General features: G+C 55.7%; 7 protein-coding genes. 5 read left to right on the forward strand and 2 right to left on the reverse strand.

The window, feature by feature from the left end; all coding sequences use genetic code 11:
- Nucleotides 1–102: 102 nt before the first annotated feature.
- From glk to AS89_RS0100125, 3 genes are all read left to right on the forward strand, one after another.
- Nucleotides 103–1,065 carry a glucokinase gene (gene glk, locus AS89_RS0100115; RefSeq protein ID WP_010130162.1) on the forward strand — a complete coding sequence of 321 codons (963 nt, stop codon included), beginning with the start codon at nt 103–105 and terminating at the stop codon, nt 1,063–1,065.
- A 239-nt stretch (nt 1,066–1,304) separates the two neighbouring features.
- Nucleotides 1,305–4,094: a TonB-dependent receptor gene (locus AS89_RS0100120; RefSeq protein ID WP_010130163.1), complete on the forward strand. Its 2,790-nt coding sequence runs from the start codon at nt 1,305–1,307 to the stop codon at nt 4,092–4,094.
- 181 nt (nt 4,095–4,275) lie between these two features.
- Nucleotides 4,276–5,781 (forward strand): tryptophan halogenase family protein, encoded by a 1,506-nt coding sequence (locus AS89_RS0100125; protein WP_010130164.1) that lies wholly within the window; start codon nt 4,276–4,278, stop codon nt 5,779–5,781.
- Nucleotides 5,782–5,867: 86 nt separating this feature from the next.
- Here the strand turns inward: AS89_RS0100125 and AS89_RS0100130 are convergent, their stop codons facing one another.
- Nucleotides 5,868–6,713: an alpha/beta hydrolase gene (locus AS89_RS0100130; protein ID WP_010130165.1), complete on the reverse strand. Its 846-nt coding sequence runs from the start codon at nt 6,711–6,713 to the stop codon at nt 5,868–5,870.
- A gap of 146 nt (nt 6,714–6,859) precedes the next feature.
- The gene (locus AS89_RS0100135; protein ID WP_010130166.1) at nt 6,860–7,702 is read right to left on the reverse strand and encodes a universal stress protein; all 843 of its coding nucleotides are present in this window, start codon (nt 7,700–7,702) and stop codon (nt 6,860–6,862) included.
- Between the two features lie 257 nt (nt 7,703–7,959).
- On the opposite strand from AS89_RS0100135, the gene AS89_RS0100140 reads away from it, so the two are divergent.
- Both AS89_RS0100140 and AS89_RS0100145 read left to right on the forward strand, forming a co-directional pair.
- Nucleotides 7,960–9,726 (forward strand): alpha-amylase family glycosyl hydrolase, encoded by a 1,767-nt coding sequence (locus AS89_RS0100140; protein ID WP_237709605.1) that lies wholly within the window; start codon nt 7,960–7,962, stop codon nt 9,724–9,726.
- Between the two features lie 342 nt (nt 9,727–10,068).
- On the forward strand, nt 10,069–15,726 hold the full coding sequence (locus AS89_RS0100145) for a PQQ-dependent sugar dehydrogenase (RefSeq protein WP_010130170.1): 5,658 nt from the start codon (nt 10,069–10,071) through the stop codon (nt 15,724–15,726).
- Nucleotides 15,727–15,739 lie beyond the last annotated feature (13 nt).

Genomic DNA, 15,739 nt, shown 5'->3' on the forward strand with positions numbered 1-15,739 from the left:
GAATTTATTGTCTGAAATCATTACCTTAGCGCGCCTTCGCAGCACTTTTGTAAATTTACTACAGGGCCTTGAGCCCCTCGTGTCGACCCAAGGAACGCATTCATGACCAGAATCGTCGCAGATATCGGCGGTACCAACGCCCGCTTTGCGGTGGCCATTCCGGAAGGGACGGGTTATCGGCTGGATGCTATTCAGGTGGTGAACTGCGCGCAGTTTGGTGACTTCTACGCTGCAATGAGTCAGTGGATTGAGGCGCTGCCGTGCGAGATGCCAAAAGAGGCGTGCGTCGCGGTGGCGGGCCCGGTGGAAAAGACCCCGCAGGGCGGTCGCGTGACCATGACCAACCTGGGCTGGGATATTCGCGCTGAAGAGCTGTGTGCGCGTTTTTCACTTGAACGCGCGCTGGTTGTGAATGACTTTGCCGCGTTGGCGCTGTCGCTGCCGCGCCTGCCGGAAAATGACAAGTGGGCCCTGCGCGATGTCCCCGCGCAGCAGGGCGGGCCGATGGTTGTACTTGGCCCGGGTACCGGCCTCGGAGTAGCCGGCTTGGTGAGCGAAGGCGGCAGCTACCGCGTGGTGCCGGGCGAAGGTGGCCATGCCAACCTCTCCGCCGGCAGCGAGCGCGAGCTGGAGCTTCTGCGGATCCTCGCCCGCGAGCAGATGCCGGTATACAACGAGTATGTGCTGAGTGGTGGCGGGCTGGTAAACCTCTACCGCGCAGTGTGTGCCCTGCACGGCCGCCCGGCGGAAGACCTGACCCCGCCTGACGTAAGCGGTCGCGGCCTGGATGACTCCGACCCAATGTGTCGCGAAACCCTGATCGACTTCCTCAATTTCCTCGGCAGCGCCGCCGGCGACGCCGCCCTCTACTACGTTGCCCGCGGTGGCGTATTCCTCGGTGGCGGCGTGCTGCCACGCATCGAATCCCTGTTGCCGGAAAGTGCATTCGAACAGCGCTTCGTCACCAAAGGCCAGCTCGGCGACTGGTTGCAAGGTGTCCGGGTGGAGGTTCTGAAGGCCGGCTATCCGGCGCTGATCGGTGCTGCTGCCTGGTTGGAGCGCTAAGCAAACCTCTCCCTTTTTTGGCTCTGGGTTTAGCGGGTGTAGAATTGCTCTGGTCAAATTTTGGCCGATATGTATAATCCGCCCGCGATGGTGACCTCGGCCGGCTCCATTTCCTCCTCAAAACGTCTGCCGGCCCTTAATTCTCCCTCCTCCTCCCCCCCTGGGGGTGGAGGCTAAGGATATTGGGTAGGCCTAGGATGGCGGTACTCACCATAACCATAAATCCAAGGGAGAAGATGATGAGTCTGACCAACAAGCGTTTTCGCCCGGCGCTGCTGTCCGTAGCTATTGCTGCGACCGCGAGCTCAGCCGGCGTATTTGCCCAGGAAGAGGGAAACACCTCACTGGAAGAAATTACTGTTACCGGTTTCCGCAAGAGTGTGATGGACTCTATCGGAACCAAGCGCGACGCCTCGTCGGTAGTAGAAGCCATTTCTGCTGAAGACATTGGCAAGCTGCCGGATTCCTCTATTGCTGATGCAATCTCTCGTCTGCCGGGTTTGGCGACCCAGCGTCTGGACGGTCGTTCAAGCCGTGTATCCATCCGTGGCTTCGGTGAAAATGAGAGCGCCACTACCTTCAACGGTCGCGAGCAGGTTTCCATCTCTGACAACCGCGGTGTTGAGTTTGATCTCTACCCATCCGAGATCATGAGCGGTGTTACCGTTCACAAAACCCCGCAGGCCAGTATCGATGCTGAAGGCATCGCCGGCGTGATTGACATGCAAACCGTCAAGCCGCTGGAGCGCGGTGAGCGCACTGTGCAGTTCAACGGCCAGATGGAAATGACTGGATTCGATAAGTTGAATCCAGACGGCGAAGATCAAGGCCAGCGTTTCACCTTCTCTTATATTGACCAGTTCGCCGATGACACCATTGGTGTGGCACTGGCTGTAAACTCCATGAGCTCTCCGAGCCAGGAAGAGCGCTGGAACTCCTGGGGTTACCCTGAATTTGAAGTAGATGGTGAGCAATACTCAATTCTTGGCGGTGCCAAGCCATTCGTACGTTCTTCTGTACTGGATCGTGACTCGGTCATGTTGGTTGTTCAGACTCAGCCCAATGACCGCCTGAACACAACCTTTGATGCTCTGTACGTAGATTTTGCTGACGAAAAAATTCTGCGCGGTATCGAAGTGCCGTTTGCTTGGGGCCAGGGTTCCCTGTCTGCAGATTTTGCTGACGTTGATCCTGCGACTGGCTTTATCACCAGTGCAAATACCGACGGCCAGCGCGTAGTCGTCCGTAACGATTTTGAAAGCCGCAAGGCGGAGCTGACTTCTTTCGGCTTCAATGCCGAGTTTGAAGCGACCGACGATCTGCAACTGGAGTTTGATGTCAGCCACTCTGCGGTTGAGCGTCAGATCTGGAGCTTCGAAAGCTACGCGGGTACCGGCCGTGGTAACGACAACGGCGTTGCCGACAACCTGAGCTATACCTTCAAGCCGGGCAACACTGGAGTGAACTTCACTCATGAACTGGATTACAGTGATTTTGACCTGATCCAGCTGGGTGGCCCGCTGACTTGGGGTTGGAGCCAGGCGCTGAATGACAGCCTGGGTATTACTGGCACTCCGCTGGAAAACTCTGGTCAGGACGGCTTCCTGAATACTCCGGAAATTGATGACGAGCTGACCTCGTTGAAACTGGCTGCGACCCAAATGGTTGAAGCTGGTATCGTCAATGAAATTAGCTACGGTATCTCTTACCGTGATCGCGAAAAGACCAAGCGCTCGCAGGGTTACTACATGACCCTTGCAGGTTTCCCGACTGAGTTTGAAGGCACTCTGGTTGTTCCTGAAGAGTACCGTCTGGGTAGCACGTCCCTCGACTTTATCGGTATGGGTGACATGGTTGCGTACGACGCACGCGGCCTGCTGCGCGATGGTTACTACACCCTGACCGACGAAGCTTTGACTGGTATTCAGCACCTCACCGGTTCTTACACCGTGCAGGAAGCGGTTACCGCTGCGTTTGTACAGGCTAACTTCGAAACTGAAGTTGCAGGCTTCCCGCTGACAGGTAACCTGGGTGCGCGCTACGTGCACACCGACCAGCGCTCCGAAGGCTATGCCGGTGATGTTCTAGACGGACTGGTTGTCGGTGTTGAGAACAACGTTGATCACGACTACGGTCATTTCCTGCCCAGCTTGAATATGGCGCTGGCACTGACCGATGCCCAGACCGTGCGTTTTGGTGCTGCCAAGACCATTTCCCGTGCACGCATGGATGAGATGAACTCTTCCGTAAGTGTCACCCCGGGTACCAATGAAGATGCTAACGGTAACTTCTGGTCTGTGGGCGGCGGTAACCCTGTGCTCGAGCCGAAAGAAGCTATCGGCGTAGACCTTTCCTACGAAAACTACTTCAGCGAAGAGGGTTACTTCTCTGTTGCGCTGTTCTGGAAAGACCTGAGCAACTGGCATTTTGATGACAACTACGTAGTCGACATCGCTGAAATGCCTGGATACGATCCATCGCGAGCCCCTGCTGGAGCTGGTTCTCTGGCGACTCGCTACAGTAAGGTGAATGGTGGCGGTGGTACGCTGCAGGGCTACGAACTGTCTGGCTCCCTGCCGTTCAACATCTTCCATGAGAGCCTTGATGGTTTTGGTCTTATCGCCAGCCACACTGGCCTGAGCCAGGACATCGAAAACCTGAATGGCGATGAGTATGAACTGCCAGGCCTGTCTGAGAGTATCCAGACTTTCACTGTGTACTACGACAACCACGGCTTCTCTGCTCGTACCAGCCTGCGTAAGCGCGATGACTTCAAAGGCGAAGTGTACGGTACTGGCTTCAAAACCGAACAGGTGGACGTAGTTGGCGAAACCCTGGTTGATGCGCAAATTGGTTACGATTTTGCGGAGTCCGGCATCAGTGGTCTGGAAGGACTGTCCGTATTCCTGCAGGGCCAGAACCTGACCGACGAGCCGTTTACCACCCTGAGTGGCGACAATTCTTTGCAGGTTCGCGACTACCAGAGCTACGGCAAGACTTACCTGATGGGCTTCAGCTACAAGCTGTAATGCCTAGGTTAGTCTAGACCTTAGGTCGAAAGCCCTTGCAACCTGTGTTGCAGGGGCTTTTTTTTGTCTGGGCGTTCTTATAAACGCATGTGGGATGGTGTTCCGAGCAATGTATACTTTTTGCTAGATTAGCAGTGCAGCATCCCACAAGACTCTTTCATTGACAGGCTTGCGAAATAACGTGAATAACAAAGTAGTAAAAAATCTGGTTATCTTAGGTGGCGGCACGGCCGGCTGGATTACGGCCGCGCTGATGTGCAAGGTGCTTGGCAAATCAATCAACATTACTCTGGTTGAGTCGGACAAGATTGGTACCGTCGGCGTTGGTGAAGCCACCATCCCGCCGATCATTAACTTTAACCAGGCACTCGGTTTAGACGAGAAAGAATTCCTGCGTGAAACCAAGGGTACTATCAAGCTGGGTATCCAGTTCGAAAACTGGTTGACGCAGGGTGATAGCTACATGCACGCCTTCGGCACGATCGGTAAAAATTTTCCTTTCTGTGACTTTCACCATTTTTGGGTTCGCCATCGCCAGAATGGCGGAACGGAAAGCCTTTGGGATTACTCGCTGAATTATCAGGCTGCAAAAAACAATAAATTTTCCCCTTTGAGCCAGATCAAAGGTACTAACCTGCCGGGCATTTCATACGCATATCACTTTGATGCGGGTCTGTATGCGCAGTTTTTGCGCAAGTATGCAGAGGCCAAGGGTGCCACGCGTATTGAAGGGACCGTAGATGAAGTCAAGCTCAACCCTGAAAGTGGCTACGTCGAAAAATTAGTTCTAGAAGGTGGCAACGAGGTACAGGGCGACCTGTTTGTTGACTGCACCGGTATGGCTGCAATGCTAATTCACAAAGCATTGGGAGTCGGCTATGACGATTGGTCTCATTGGCTACCATGTGACCGTGCGCAGGCCGTACCCAGCGCGCTGGTAAAACCCATTGTCCCTTATACGAGGTCGATTGCACATGAAGCTGGGTGGCAGTGGCGGATACCGCTGCAGCATCGCACAGGTAATGGGATAGTGTATTCCAGTCGCCATTGGACAGATGAGCAGGCGCGCGAAGTTCTCATTTCCAATCTCGACGCGGAACCCCTCGCAGACCCGAAAGTAATTCGCTTCCGCACTGGTCGTCGACGTGAGGCGTGGCGTAAGAATGTTGTGGCGATTGGGCTTTCCAGCGGGTTTTTGGAGCCGCTGGAGTCAACCAGTATTCATATGATTCAGTCTACAGCTACGCGGCTGATAAAATGCTTTCCACATCGCGGAATTCGTGCGGAAGAGGTGGCCGAATACAATCGCCAGTCTCAGGTGGAAAGTGAGCGCATTCGCGATTTTATCATTCTGCATTACAAGGCTAATCAGCGTCGCGACAGTGAGTTCTGGCGACAGTGTGAGGAAATGGCGGTTCCGGATTCCCTGCAGGAGAAAATAGAGTTGTTTCGCAAGTCTGGGAAGGCGTTTAGGGATTTTGATGATTTATTTACTGAGGTCGCATGGCAGCAGGTGCTTATCGGGCAGGGTGTAATGCCTGAGGATCATCATGTGATAGCCGACGGACTAAGTGATAGTCAGCTGACTGATTTGATGGGTAGCTTGCAGACCCTGATCCAGGGTACGGTAAAGCAGCTACCTTCCCACGAGCAATTTCTTGCCAGTATTCAGGGCGCGGCCAAATAATTGTGCTTAGTTAATACCCGCCTCCTGCTTGCAACCTGACCTCCTGCGTCGGGGGTAGGCAGAGGGCGGATTTTTGCGGCCGGTACTTATTCGCTTTTACATTGCGCACCAAATAGCCAAGTCGCTGCCAGCGGAAATTCTTCCCGCCAGAACGCTTCATTGTGCGCACCTTGCGGGTCCAGCTCCGCATGCCATTGCGCTGCGGGCACATTGTTCTCCAGCAGCGCCTGCATCTTGCGATGCCCCGCGCTCATCTCGTCGCCCTCCAGTGCTCCGGTTAACAGATAGGTGCGGGTTTCCTGCAACCGCGGGTTACGTTTAGTCGAGTCAAACATCTGCGGTGCTATCCAGTAGGACGGGGAGAAGATTCCGGCCATGCCGAACACATCCGGATAGCGGTTGATGGCGTGGTTCGAGATCAGCCCGCCCATGGAGCTTCCCATTACCGCAGTATGTTTACGCCCAGAGAGCGTGCGGTATTCGCGGTCGACAAGCGGCTTCAGTTCTTTCACCAGGAAGTCCACATAGGCATCCCCTTCGCCGGCACCAAAACGTTCGTTGTCGTAGGGGTTAAGTTCGGTCATGCGGTGCTCGCCACCGTTGTCGATACCCACAACAATCAATTCGAGCCCACACTGTGCCGACAACCGGTTGAGGCTCTCATCCACGCCCCATTCACCCGCATACGAAGTGGCGTTATCAAACAGGTTCTGGCCATCGTGCATGTACAGCACGGGATAGCGCGTGTCGGAGCTCTGGTAATCCTCGGGCAGGTACACGCGATAACTGCGTTCCCGTTGCAGGGTGCGCATTGGGATGGCGGGGATGACGTGCACATTTGGCTCGGCGGTGGAGTTTGTGGCTGGTGATACGTCGGCAATCGCGGGCAGGGTCGCAAGCCACAAGGCGGCCAGGGTGAGCTTGTTATACATTGTTGTCTCTCTTGCAGCTGGGGCAGTTTGGCAGTATCTGATGTCTGGCGTAAGCGTGCTTCAGCCTTGGCTGGGGAGGAGGGGCACGCAGGCACGAATAGCGGGAAAGGGGGTGCCCCGCACGGGCGGGGCTAGAGGGTGCTGAATCAATGCGCAGTATTGGTAAACGCGTTACACACCATTACATCGATATCCAGCGAGCCGATGACACGCTCGGCGGTGTTGCCGCGCAGCAGTGAGCCGGTTTCGCCGTACTGGTTCAGGGTGCCCATGACGACCAGTTCTGCGTTGATCTCTTTGGCGATCTCCGCAACCACTTCGTTGGTATAGCCCTGCTTCACGTGAATGCGATCAGTTGGTACGCCGGTTTTAGTGGCCAGTTTGGCCAGGGCGCCGCGATCCGGGTATAGCATGGAGTCGAGGTAGGCGTTTACCAGGTGCAGTTCGGCTCCATATACCTCGGCAATGTAGCTGGCGCGCTCGGTGATCTGGCGGTTCAGTTGGCGTTGCTGGGTGGTCTGCGCCTGATAGTTGACGGTAGCTAGAACAACCTTACGGCGGTCCTGTGCACCGGGGCGAATCAGTACTACCGGGCATTTGGCCTGCTTCAGTACCTGCCACTTGGATTCGGCGAAGGTGAAGCGGCTGCTGCTGCGGGCGTGGACCGGCAGGTAGATCATTTCTGCGTTGCAGCGCTTGGATTCCTGGATGATGGCTGCCTGCCAGTCGCTCGACCAGCACACGGTGATATCGAACTCCACCCCGGCCTCTTCAATCGGCTTGCGAATCTGGTCGCGGAACCAGAATTCATCACGGAACAGGTGATCATTCACCGCGCGGGTATCCACGGCTTCACCGTCAACGGCGACGAATACGGCCAATTTGGGTTGTGGGTTGCGCTCACGGGCGGTGGCCAGGGCGCGGTCCAGGGCTACGTGGCGCTCATCGTTGGGGTCTACCACCACGAATACGACGGGTTTGTCCTGCATGTTCACTCCTACAAATTTGGAAATCTGGTCCCTAAGTTTTCTCTCTGCGCAGTGTTTGTTCTTCTCCGACGCAGAGTCACCGCCCCTGTTGTTATTGGCTGTCTGTGCATGTGGGCGGCCCCTCGGACGGGGAGTCAAGATTATCACCGACCGTCGATTTTTTCATCTACGCCCCGCCGCGGGAGGATGAATCTGGGGGGGGAGCGGGGTACATTAGGGTTATGTGATGACCGTTCTGTAACAACGGAGGGAAGATAATGAGAAAAATGACCAGTTTGGCGGCCCTGATTTCAGCGGCAGCCCTGACCATGAGCGGATGTACCGACAGCGACGTCGAGCCCGCAAAGAGCGCCTCTGCGGCAGCACCGGCAGCGCAGAATGTAGCCCAGACTGAGCCGGCCAGCGACAAGAGCGCGGCCACCGATCCGTTCTGGAACAACGCGACCATCTACTTCATGCTCCCGGACCGTTTCCACAACGGTAACCCGGACAATGACCTGTCCTACGGCCGTAAAGGCGATGCCGCCCATATGCGCGGTTTCCACGGTGGTGACCTGCGCGGTGTGATCCAGAAACTCGAAGAAGGCTACTTTACCGACCTGGGTGTCGACGCCATCTGGATGTCTCCGATCATCGAGAACGTGCACGGCTACGACGAGGGTGACAAGCGCACTTACGCGTTCCACGGCTACTGGCCGAAAGACTGGACCACCGTGGATGCCAACTTCGGCACCGAAGAAGAGCTGGCGGAGCTGATTGCCAAAGCGCGCAGCAAAGGTGTTCGCATCTTTCTGGACGTGATCATCAACCACACCGGCCCAGTTACCAGCGAAGATCCGCTGTGGCCGTCCGACTGGGTGCGTACCAACCCGCAGTGCGATTGGAGCAGCTTTGCCCAGAATGTCACCTGTGCGCTGACCGACAACCTGCCAGATATCCTGACCGAGAGCGAAGAGCCGGTGGACCTGCCGCCTCAGCTCACCGAAAAGTGGCAGCGTGAAGGCCGCCTGGAGCAGGAAGTTGCTGAGCTGGATGCCTTCTTCGAGCGTACCGGCTACCCGCGTGCGCCCAAATACTACATCGTGAAATGGCTGACCGACTGGGTGCGTGAATACGGTGTGTCTGGCTTCCGTGTCGATACTGTTAAGCACGTTGAACCGGAAATCTGGAACCTGCTGAAGAAAGAAGCGAGCCTGGCCTTCGCTGAGTGGAAGGCAAACAATCCGCAAGACAAACTGGATGATCGTGAATTCTTCATGGTCGGTGAGGTTTTCCATTACGGCGTGAACAATTTCGCCAGCAGTGAAGGCCGTTACTACGACTTCGGTGATCGCAAGGTCGATTTCTTCGACCACGGTTTCGACAGCCTGATCAATATGGGCTTCGCGGCCCACGCCTCCCAGGATATGGAAAATATCTTCAGTGACTACTCCAGCATTCTGCATGGTGGTGAGCTGGAAGGTGTTGCTGTCCTGAACTACCTGGGCTCTCACGATGACCACCACTCGTTCGATCGCGAGCGCAAGCAGGTGAAAAGCGCTGCTCTGAAACTGATGCTGGCACCGGGTGGCGCACAGATTTACTACGGTGATGAAATTGCCCGCCCAATGATTGATGAGCAGGCCTACGGCGATGCGTCCATGCGTGTGCCGATGGACTGGGACAGCATTCAGCAGAGCGAAACCAGCGAGATCCTGAGCCATTGGAAAAAGCTCGGTCAGTTCCGTCAGTCACATATGGCGGTAGGTGCTGGTGTGCACAAGCAGCTGAGCGAAGCGCCCTACATCTTCTCCCGTACTTTGGAGCGTGATGACACCGAAAGCGATCGTGTCATGGTTGCAATCGATATGCCGGCCGGTGCGAAAAGTGTAAAGGCGGGTGATGTATTTGCCGAAGGCGCAGTAGTAAAAGACTACTACTCTGGTACCGAAGCGGTTGTCGAAAATGGCGAGCTGAAATTTGATACTGCATTCGACATTCTGCTGCTTGGCCAGAGCGAAACCAGCCAGGTGAGCGCGCGATAACTATTGAGTAACGAATTTTCGAAGACGTATTTCGAGTCCACATACATCCTTGTGTGAACCAACCCTCTCTTTCTCGTCGAAAGGTTTGCCGATATCAGTGTTCTGATATCGGCTTTTTTTTGCCTGCCATTTCTGCAAGTTGTGCATGTTTTCACAATTCTGGCGGGGCCGATGACTACGCCCCGGGGGGGAGGAGGTACGCCTCGGTAAAAAAGGAGTAACGTAAAAGCTCGCCCCAAAAAAGGGCGTGACAATATACTGAGAGGTCGTCAGTAAAATAATAAAAGCCGCATGTATAACCATGACGGTCGTCCGGATAACAATAACTCCCGGAGCACAGCGATGATTTCTGCCCTGAAGAAAGCCGGAGTGGCTCACTCCGTTGCTAGCCTTTGCCTGCGTGTTTTTCTTACGCTGGCATTACTCCTTCCATTAAGCGCGAGCGCGCAAACCTGGTCTGAAGCCTGGTTCCGCGGCACCCCGAATAACTGGGGCACCACGGCGATGGAATACGATGCCGATGAAGGTGTCTGGTTCACCGAGCAGACTTTTGATGCCGCAAACCCGCGCTTCAAGATCAGTCACTACGAGAACTGGGATGAAGCTTACCCGGCAGCTGACTATCAGGTTAGTAATGGCCGCTATCGCATTACCTTCGACGATGCCCGCAAAGCGATTAGCGTAGCCGAAGTGGTCGAGCCGCCGCCCGAAAATTCCCCAACCAGTATCTGCTTCGATAATCCAGGTAATTACGCACAGCCGCATATTTATTTCTGGAATGCGCAACCCGGCGGTAGTGTGAATAATTTGGCGGGCTGGCCCGGCAATGCGATGACCGCATCGGGCGACTATTTCTGTTACGACTTTGAGTCACACCTGAATAATGGCGTGATGCCAACTTCACTGAGCATCATTTTCAACAATAATGGTGCGCCGCAAACTGCGGACCTTACCTACGACGGCAACCCCTGTTACATCCAGAACCAGTGGCAAGCAGCTGATGCTTGCGGACTGGACTCCGAGCCGGTAGTCGATCTGCCGCCTACCACGCGCCCATTGCTGGAACAGCCGCTGAATTTCCCAATTTCCGGTAATGTCACCGGCGGTAGTTACCGTTTTGAAATCGCCTACCCGAATCTTCAGGGCCAGTTTATGTCCCCGGTGATGGTGATTTCCGATGGCATTAACGATTCCATCTACGTGGTGGATAAATCTGGCTCCATTTTCATTTTTCCGAACCGGGAAGATGTGGCGCCCGGCGAAGTGAGTACCCTGTTGAATATCGACAACGAGGTGCGCAACTACCACGAGCAGGGCCTGCTCAGCATGGCGTTCGACCCCAACTACGCCAGCAACGGATATATTTATATTTATTACATCCACGGCACCGACGATAACGAACGCGCCCCGGATGGCAGTTACGGCGACGCGATCCTCGCGCGCTGGACAGTAGATAATCCCAGCAACCCGACCCAGGTGGTTGCCAACTCCAATGTGGAAATCCTGCGTATTCCGCAGCGTGGCCCGGACCACAAGGGTGGCATGATGCAGTTCCACCCCGAGGACAATAACCTGTACCTCGGTGTTGGTGATGGTGCCTACGGCCACAGTGCCACCATGAGTTACCCGGAAGACCCCCGCACCAATAACGGCGCACAGGAAACCGATAACCTTCTCGGTACTTTTATCCGCATTAAACCGCTGGCACAGCCGGTGGACGGCAAGTACTACGAAATTCCCGCAGATAACCCGTTTGTTGGTGCACCCGGATTCCGCGAAGAAATCTGGTCTTATGGCCACCGCAACCCATGGCGCTGGAGCTTCGATACCGAGGCGCCGTACACCCTGTGGGAAACCGAAGTCGGCCAAGCGGGCTTCGAAGAAGTCAATCTGATTGAAAAAGGGAAGAACTACGGCTGGCCGGTGTGTGAAGGCACCAACAACCGTGGTGACCTTGGTGGCGACCCCGCTAAAAACTGCAGTACCGATTTCGAACCGCCGCGCGATGGTTACGCCCATCCCACCGGTTACTCCATTATCGGTGGCGTGGTATATCGCGGAAATTCGCTGCCAGGCCTGAGCGGTCGTTTCGTTTTCGGTGACTACGTGACCAAACGTATCTGGTCGATTGTCGACGGCGAAGCCAAGGAGTTAATCAGCGAAGCTTTCCCGGAAAATATCGCCTCATTCGGTACCGACCTGAGTGGTGACACCTTGTTGGTCTCCACCTACGGTGTGGAGTACGGCGGCCAATCGACGATCTACAAAGTTGTCGATGACGATGCGCAAAGTGCGGTGATACCGGCAAAACTTTCTGCCACCGGATTGTTCGCCGATGTGCAAAACCTGGTGCCGGTTTCTGGCGTACTGGAATACGACCTGAACACCGATGGCTGGTTTGACGGCTCCGATACCCGTCATTTTATTGCCCTGCCGAACGACAGCCAGATCACATTCGACGGTACCAATAACTGGGACCTGCCGATCGGCTCGGTACTGGTAAAACACCAGAGCATTGCTACCGCAGATAACCCAGCCAAGCCATTTACCACGTCTGTGCTGTTTCGGCAGGACACCGGTAATTGGCAGGCCGCAAACTATTACTGGAACAGCGATGGTAGCGACGCTGACCTGGTTACTGAATCACTCACAGTGATGGACGGCGGTATCGAGAACCGTCAGAGGGCCGTGCAGTCTGCCGCCGACTGCGGATCCTGTCACATCGGAAGTGGCAGTCGCGAGCCTCTGGCGGTACATACTCGTCAGCTGAACAAAAACCTCCAGTACGGCGAAGGTGCTGAAAGCATCGCTAACCAGCTGGATGTGTTCAACAACATCGCACTGTTTACGCAGAATATTGGTGGTGCCGATACCCATGGCAGCTTTGTTGATGCGGAAGATACCGGTGCCGATCTGGACGAGCGTGCGCGCGTCTACCTCGACACCAACTGTTCGCACTGTCACGCCAGCGGCTTTATGGATCTGCAGTACGACACGCCGTTGGACGAAATGCGTCTGGTAAACGTGGAAACCACCGGTGGTGCCGCACGCCTGCGTCCGTTCGATCATGCCAGCAGTCTGATCTACATCTATCAGACCACCGATAACAACCGCATGCCTAAGGGCACCCTGTATACCAACCCAGTGGCAGAAGCTCTGTTCCGCAATTGGATTGACAGCGTCAATGCGCAGAAGGTTGGTATCGTGGTGCGTGCCGATGACAATCGCCTTAATGCGGGTGACGCATTGAACGTCGATGTACTGGCACTGTACGACAACGGATTTACCGTACCGGTGGATGTTGCTCCGAGTGTGACGTCGAGCAATTCGTCGATCGTAACGGTGGAGTCGGTGAACCAAAGCACTATCGTGTTGCGTGCGGGTACCACTGAAAATGGCACCGCGACGATTACCGTGCAGCAGGGTGGATTTACCGAAACTCTGGATGTCGAAGTCACGGGTATTGAGGTCAGTATTACCAAGCTGGAAATCGCCCCCGGCAATGTCGCCCTGGATAGCAGTCGCCAGCTGGTTGCCTACGGTGTGCGTGCCGACGGTACGCGCGCAAATGTATACGGGCAGGTTGTTTGGTCCGTGACCAGCGGCCCGGCGACTATTGATCAAAGTGGCCTGGTTACCCGTAATGGGCAAGGCGCGGTTACGGTGCAAGCCGTGTTGGGCGAGTTCACCGCAACGGCCACTCTGGAAGAGGGCTTTAATGGAATTGCTGTCCGTTACGACAATCCGGAAGGTTGGGATCAGGTATTCGTCCACCTCTGGGTAACCGTAAATGGCCAGGACCAGGCGCTCACTCAGTGGCCTGGGCTGTTGATGTCCGGTCCCGATACCGAAGGTTGGTGGAGCCATTCAGTAGACGAAGCTGATCTGGAAAATGGTGAAGTCAATCTGGTGTTCAACAGTGGGAACGGTCAGCAGACCGGTGACCAGCGCAACATCAATGAGTCCTCCAGTTTTGTCGGCGGTGCCTGGGAACCGTGGGTTCCGGAAGCGCCGGTGGGTGGCGACACCTCGCGTGTGTCGGTGATTGGCGGAACCACGGCCGATGGCGAGCGCGATTATGCAATCGGCAGTGTGATTACCGTGAATGCAGATGCAGCTCCTTTGGGCACCGAATTCGGTGGCTGGAGTGGCGATGCGGCGCCTTACATCGTCGGTGATCCGTCGCAGCCTCAGGTGCAACTCCTGATTCCGCAGCACGACTTGTCGCTGGTGGCACTCTTCCCGAGCAGTAATAACGACTACCAGGCCGGGCAGAATTTCTACGCGGCCCAGTGCGCAAACTGTCATGGCGATCAGGGGCAGGGTGATGTTGCACCGGCTCTGGCAGGTACCGGCAGTAATTGGGATCTCAATGTACTCACGCAGTACATCGAAGACTTTATGCCGATGGATGCCACCGCCAGTTGTGCGGGCGACCAGCCGGGTGCTTGTGCCTATGAAACGGCCCGCCTGATTGTGGACGAAGCCTGGAGCACGAGTAATTGTTCCGGCAACGACTGCGATGGCAGTAACCTCGATGCGCGTAACATGCGTCTGCTGACCCGTGAGGAATACCTCAATAGCGTCAGCGACGTCTTCGGTATCGCCTTCGATGAGTCTGTGATGGGGCCGGTGCCGACAGATGGCTTGTTCCGCAACTTCGACACCGCCTCCTTCCTCACGGCCGGCAACGACCGCACCCTGGGGTACGAGCAGGTTTCGGAGCAGGTTGCCGACATGGCGGTTTCCCAGTTCGGCTTTAACAGCTTGATTGATGGCTGTGGCGATAACCGCTGTGTGGTCGACACACTTGGCTTCCGCCTGTTCCGTCGTCCGCTGACGACTCAGGAAATCGATCGTTACACCGGCTTGTACACCAGTGAGGACGATGGCCGCCTGGTTGTCCAGGCCATGCTGATGTCGCCGCACTTTATGTACCGTTCCGAGCTGGGTGAACTGGATAGTACGACCGGGCTGTACCGCCTGAACAACTACGAAATCGCGACCCTGCTTTCCTACACCTTCTGGGTAACCACGCCAGACGATACCCTGTTGCTGGCTGCGAGCGATGCAAACTTTGATGTGGCCGCACAGGTAGACCGTCTGCTGGCGGACCCGCGTGCAGAACGCGGACTGCGCCGCTTTATTTCCGGTTGGCTGATCAACAATCAGTATCCGTTCCCGGCGATCAGCAGTGCGGATCTGATTTCGGCATTCAAAGAAGAGACCGTCGGCTTCGTGCTGGAAAATATTCGCGGCAACAACGCATTCAGTGAGTTGCTCTCTGCGAATTACACCTGGGCGAACGGTGAACTGGCAGCGCACTATGGCTTGCAAAACACCAATGGTGACTGGTCTATTCGCAACTTCCCCAATGGTGACGCGCGCAGTGGCACTGGCCTGCTGGGTCACGGCAGCTTCCTCGCTTCCCGCACCAGCACCGTAAACCCGGCGCCGATCAAGCGTGGTGTTTACGTGCGCGAGGTACTGATGTGTCAGGAATTCCCGCCACCTGCGGCCGCGGACTTCAACGTGGTGTTTGAAGACAGCGACAGCAATCGGGAAGCCACTGCACGGCATACCTCAGATCCGGCCTGTGCTGCCTGTCACCAGTTTATTGACGGTGTTGGCTTCGGCTTCGAGCGTTTCGGTAGTGATGCCCTGTATCGCACCATCGAAACCATCGGTACCGGCGAGCAGCGCGAAATTGACGATAGCGGCAGCATCAAGAGCCTGTACAGCGCGGCTACAGTGCTAGACCCGGCGAGCGAAAGCTACGACTTCTACTCAGTACCGGAGCTGGCATCGCTAATTGCCAGCAGTGATCAGGGCGAAGCCTGCTTTGCACGTCAGTTCTACCGCTACGTGGTTGGGCGCGAAGAAGGCACAAGTGATGACCTGATCATCCACGCGGTCAGTGAAGACCTGCGCAATGGCGGTGGCATGCGCGACATGTTGCGTACGCTGGTTCTGTCTGACGCCTTTACTCTGCGTCGCTAAATTCGGGAGATAA

Origin of the sequence: Microbulbifer agarilyticus S89 (assembly GCF_000220505.1) — a bacterium.
Classification (GTDB): Bacteria; Pseudomonadota; Gammaproteobacteria; order Pseudomonadales; family Cellvibrionaceae; genus Microbulbifer; species Microbulbifer agarilyticus_B.

Excerpts from the sequence above, each read along its gene's own strand:
- glk (WP_010130162.1), top strand. The coding sequence starts at position 103 with ATGACCAGAATCGTCGCAGATATCGGCGGTACCAACGCCCGCTTTGCG.
- AS89_RS0100120 (WP_010130163.1), top strand. The coding sequence starts at position 1,305 with ATGAGTCTGACCAACAAGCGTTTTCGCCCGGCGCTGCTGTCCGTAGCT.
- AS89_RS0100130 (WP_010130165.1), bottom strand. The coding sequence starts at position 6,713 with ATGTATAACAAGCTCACCCTGGCCGCCTTGTGGCTTGCGACCCTGCCC.
- AS89_RS0100135 (WP_010130166.1), bottom strand. The coding sequence starts at position 7,702 with ATGCAGGACAAACCCGTCGTATTCGTGGTGGTAGACCCCAACGATGAG.
- AS89_RS0100140 (WP_237709605.1), top strand. The coding sequence starts at position 7,960 with ATGAGAAAAATGACCAGTTTGGCGGCCCTGATTTCAGCGGCAGCCCTG.
- AS89_RS0100145 (WP_010130170.1), top strand. The coding sequence starts at position 10,069 with ATGATTTCTGCCCTGAAGAAAGCCGGAGTGGCTCACTCCGTTGCTAGC.